The following is a 4,689-nucleotide window of genomic DNA, read 5'->3' on the forward strand; positions in this document are numbered from 1 at the left end:
GCTCGCCGGTGGTGCCTGGGGGGACGGGTTGGAGGTGGTGGTCGAGGATGTAGGTGTGTTTGTTGGTGAGGGGTGTGCCGATGGGTGTGGGTTGGGTGGTGGGGGTGTTGGTGGGTTGGGGGATGGTGTGGGTGGTGGTGAAGCCGAGGGATTCGGCGGGTCCGTAGCCGTTGGTGATGGTGAGGTGGGGGTGGTGTTGTTGGAGGGTGTGGATGTGGGTGGGGGAGGCGGGTTCGCCGCCGGTGTAGACGGTGTGGGTGGTGGTGAAGGTGGTGGGGTGTTCGTCGGTGAGGTAGTTGAAGAGGCTGGAGGAGAGTTGGAGCATGGTGATGTGGTGGTGGGGGGTGAGGTGGGCGATGAGGGCGGGTTCGGGGCGTTGTCCGGGTTGGAGGACGGTGGTGCCGCCGTGGAGGAGGGCGCCCCAGAATTCGAGGCTGAAGGCGTCCCAGGAGACGGGTGAGCATTGGAGGAAGGTTTCGTCGGGGCCGAAGGTGCAGTAGGTCTGGCCGGTGAGGGTGGAGGTCAGGTTCCGGTGCGAGGAGAGGATCCCTTTCGGGCGTCCGGTCGATCCCGATGTGAACATCACACAGGCAGAGTCGTCGGGGCCCGTGAGTACTGATTCCGGGCGGCTCCCCGGCCGCGCCGCGATCGCCGGGGCCTCGGAGTCGACCCGTACCACCGACCAGGGCCCGGGCACCCGGTGCGCATAGCCCTCCGTCGTGACCAGGGCCGTGATTCCGGCGTCGGTTGCGGTGCTGGTGAGTCTCAGATCGGGGTAGTCGGGGTCCAGGAGGGTGTAGGCGGCGCCGGTTTTGAGTACGGCGAGGATGCCGGTGGCCAGGGGAAGTGAGCGGTTGACGAGGATGCCCGCGAGGTCGCCGCGGCCCAGTCCGGTGGTGGCGCGCAGGTGGTGGGCCAGTCGGTTGGCCTCGGTGTTCAGGCGGCCGTAGGTGAGGTGGTCCTCGCCGAAGACCACGGCGACCGCGTCCGGGCGGATCCGGGCCTGCTCCTCGAACCGCTCCGTCAACGGCCGCTCGTCGACCGGAGCCGTCACCCCCGTCCACTCGTGCAGCACAAGCCGCCGTTCGCTCCGGTCCATCAACTCCAGCGCGGACAGCGGCTCCTCGGGCGCGGCGAGCGCGGTGCCCACGAACCGTACGAAACGGTCCTGGTGCGCGGCGACGGCGGCCGTGTCGCAGGACTCCGGCGCCGCGTCGAAGTCGATCCGCAGCCCGTCCTCCGGCCCCAGGTCGTAGACCGCGACCGCCAGCCCGTCCACCGGCCCGTTCCCCAGGTTGTGCTGGGTGGTCGGCACACCGAAGAACTGCATCCCCGGTGCGAACGCGATGATGTTCAGCTGTAGGGAGACCGGCGGTCGCCCGGGCGCGCCCTCCGGGCCCAACTCCTCGAACCGGGTCCGCTGCCGCCGCAGCCCCTGCCGGACCTCCGTCACCACCGCCCCCAGCAGCCCGGCCAGTGTGCCGCCCGCGGGCACCGGCAGCCGTAGCGGAATGATGTTCGACAGCATCCCCGGGGTGCTGCGGGCCGTCTCCCCGATCCGCGCCCTCACCGGCAGCGCCAGCGTCAGCTCCTCGGCGTCCGTTCCGGATGCCCGGTGGACGTAGGCAGCGACCAGGGCGATCACCGCCCTCGTCCACGGCACCCCGTGCGCGCGGGCCATCTCCCGCAACTGCCGGGCGTACGGCGCGGGGAGGGTCACCGTCCGCCGCACGAACGGCAGCGAACCGGGCGGTACGGGCGCCGAGCGCCCCCCGGCGATCCGCGCCGCCGGCGGCGGGTCCGCCGTCTTCGCGACCCAGTACGCCCGGTCCTCCGCCGCCTGCGGCGACTCCCGGTACCCGGTCTCCTCGGCGAGCAGTTCCGTCAGCGAACCGAACGGCGACGGACGCCACGGCCTCCCGGCCGCCACGTCCTCGTACAGCTCCACCAGCCGGGCGCTCAGCAGGGACTGCCCGGCGCCGTCAATGACCAGATGGTGGAAACCGTGGAAGTGGAACCACAGCTTCTCACCGGCCTTCACCAGGGCGTGCCGGGTCAGCCAGTCCGCCGCCAGATCGAACGGGCGGGCGAGCTCGGCCGCCATCCAGTCGCGGGCCGCGGCGGCCGGGTCCTCGGCGCCGCTGAGGTCCACCAGCGCCAGTTCCTGGTCGCCCGGGTCGGCGTGCAGGGTCTGCCAGGGGCCGTCGCCGTCCGCGCCGACACCCCGGATCCGCATCGCGTCGGTCTCCACGGCGAGCTGCCGGAACGCGGCCCTGACCAGCTCCGGATCGACCCGGCCGCGCAACTCCCGGTACTCGCCGATGTTGTAGCGCCGACCGGACGGATCCAGCGTGTGGGCCAGCCAGATCTCGCGCTGGGCCGCCGACAGCGGCAGCCTGACGGATGCCTTGGGGGACATACGGTCGCTCCTCGGGGACGGGCCGGCGCGACGGGCTCGGCTCGGCGGATGCGGACCGGCCCCGCGTACGGGCGGAGCGGTCCGGCGGTTCGGCGTGCGGATGCGGTGCGACTGCGAGGTCCCCGGCCGGTCCTGCCGGTCCGGTCTCCCGGCCCGGTCCGCCGGGAACTCGCACGGCCCATCCAATCCGCGCCGTCCGGCCCCGGGCGGCAGTTATCCCGGCACTCCGGGAGCAGTTCAGACGGCGGCAGTTGCCTGCGGCGCGCCCACCGGGGCCCCGGTCACCAGCGCCCTGACCAGCGCCGGCACCCGGAAGCGGGCCGGACCCTCCTCATGGGCCGCCCGGACCAGCCCCGACAGCAGCAGCTCCCGCAGCAGCCGCCCGCACTCGTGCAGACTGCCGGCGGTCAGCGTGGTGAGCGCGGGCAACCCGAAGCCGTCGGCGACGGAGTCCGGGCCCGGCGCGGCGCACAGGGCGCCGAGTACGGCGCGCGGCCCCGCGGGCAGCCGCCCGATCCGGCCGTACAGGGAGTCCCGGAGCCGGTCGTCCCGGCCGCCGAGATGGTCGAGGAACGCCGCCGGATCCACCGCGAGCGTGTCGCAGAGCGCCGCCAGATCGGAGACGACAAGCCAGGAGGCGGCGGCCGACAGCGCGCCCGGATGTCCATCGAGGAGCCGGCAGATCCGTACCGCCCGCTCCCGGTCGGCCGCCGTCATCGCCGGAGCCGCCAGCACCCGCCGCACCTGGTCCAGGAACATCCGCACCGCGGGTTCGCGCTCGTCTCCGGCCGGCTGCGGACCGTCCGCCGTCCCGCAGGTACCGGCGGACGGCACGGGCAGCGGGCAGAGCAGGAAGAGTCGTTCACCGGGGGCCTGCCACGGCTCGTCGGAGGTCACCAGCAGCCGCAGCCCCGGCACCTCGTGCAGCAGCTGGGTCAGCCGGTCCGCGCGCGGAGCGTGCGCCGGGGCGCCGTCGAGTACCAGCAGCACCGGCCCCTCGCCCAGCAGCGCGCTCGCCGACTCCCCACCCGCGGGCCCCCGGTGCGGTAACTCGGGCGCGTACAGCCCCGACACCAGACGCTCCGTCAGCTCCGACCACGGCCCGGCGGACGCCGGGCCGTACTCGCGGGCCGCGCCGGGGAAGGCGTGCCACAGCACCGGCATCCCGGAGACGTGCAGAGCCGCCGCCGCGGCCAGTGCCACCCGGGTCTTGCCGACCCCGGGCAGACCCACCAGATGCACCAGCCGCTCCCCGCCGTCCGGCGCCAGCTCCTGCACCAGGGTGGCGGTCTCCGTGTCCCTTCCCACCAGTGGCTTCGGGGCGTTCGGCGGGGCCGGAGGCCCCGCCGGGGCTCTGCCCGCGCGGCCGGGCCGCGCGGCCTCCTCCAGCGCGGTCCTGGCCCGGGGCCCCAGCCGCAGGGCGTCCGCCATCAGCCGCACCGTGTCGGTACGGGGGCGGGTTGCCCGACCGTGTTCCAGATCGCGGATCGCCCGCACGCTGATCGTGGACAGGTCGGCCAGCTCCCTCTGGGTCAGTCCGATACGCAGCCGATGGGCCCGGATCAGGGCTCCCACCTGTGAATCCGTGACGGTCTCTGCGAAGTGCGCGGGGTTCATGGGCGCTCCCTGAACGGGGTGGGGAGGGACACGTCCTATCGTCGGCACCCCGCTATCGCGTCACCATCCCGGCGCCGCCAGCGCACCACGGCCGCGGCGGGCGGATCGCCGGGCCGCTATCACCCCGGTCGGGGCGGGACCGCGCCACCGGACGCCCTTCCTGTCGCCGGACCCGTCCACGCCGCGACCCCTGGTGATGGTGGGGCTCCCGTGCCGGCCAGTGCGGACGGTACGCCGGCGGTACGGAGCCCGCGACTCGAACCGGCCCCGTACCGCCGCACTCCGTCCGGACCGTGATAGCTGGGCGATAGGAGCACGGCCGGTCCGGCGATTCCACCCCTTCATAACGTGGTGTCCACGAAGCAGGAAACGCCCCGCCACCAGCGGGAACGCCCCAATCGAAGGGATCGGATCATGGCTCTCGCCCAGGCCCTCCGCACCGCGGCCGTCACCGCCGCCGTCGCCGGCGCCGCACTGTTCGGCACCCAGGCGGCCCTGGCCGGCGAGAGCACCCCGGTGGGGCCCTCGGCCACCTCGGCCCAGGCAGACGGACCGTCCCCGGCCGGCCCGCCCACCCCGGCCCCGAGCCCCTCCAACGACAACAACCCCTGGGACTGACGGCCATGAACGATCCCTGGGACTGACTCCAAAGC

3 protein-coding genes are annotated in these 4,689 nt (G+C 73.7%); 1 reads left to right on the forward strand and 2 read right to left on the reverse strand.

The features are described 5' to 3' along the window. The coding region (locus tag ACFXJL_RS32170) for an AMP-binding protein (protein ID WP_384698405.1) at positions 1-2,419 on the reverse strand (2,419 nt) is incomplete at its 3' end. A 237-nt stretch (positions 2,420-2,656) separates the two neighbouring features. After that, positions 2,657-4,036 (reverse strand): helix-turn-helix domain-containing protein, encoded by a 1,380-nt coding sequence (locus ACFXJL_RS32175; protein ID WP_384698408.1) that lies wholly within the window; start codon positions 4,034-4,036, stop codon positions 2,657-2,659. Positions 4,037-4,450: 414 nt separating this feature from the next. Between ACFXJL_RS32175 and ACFXJL_RS32180 the strand changes: the two genes are divergently transcribed. Beyond that, positions 4,451-4,654, forward strand: coding sequence for a hypothetical protein (locus tag ACFXJL_RS32180; RefSeq protein ID WP_384698411.1), 204 nt, complete (start codon positions 4,451-4,453; stop codon positions 4,652-4,654). Positions 4,655-4,689: the final 35 nt, after the last annotated feature.

The sequence above is a fragment of the Streptomyces sp. NPDC059256 genome (assembly GCF_042753785.1).
In the GTDB taxonomy this organism is placed as follows: Bacteria; Actinomycetota; Actinomycetes; order Streptomycetales; family Streptomycetaceae; genus Streptomyces.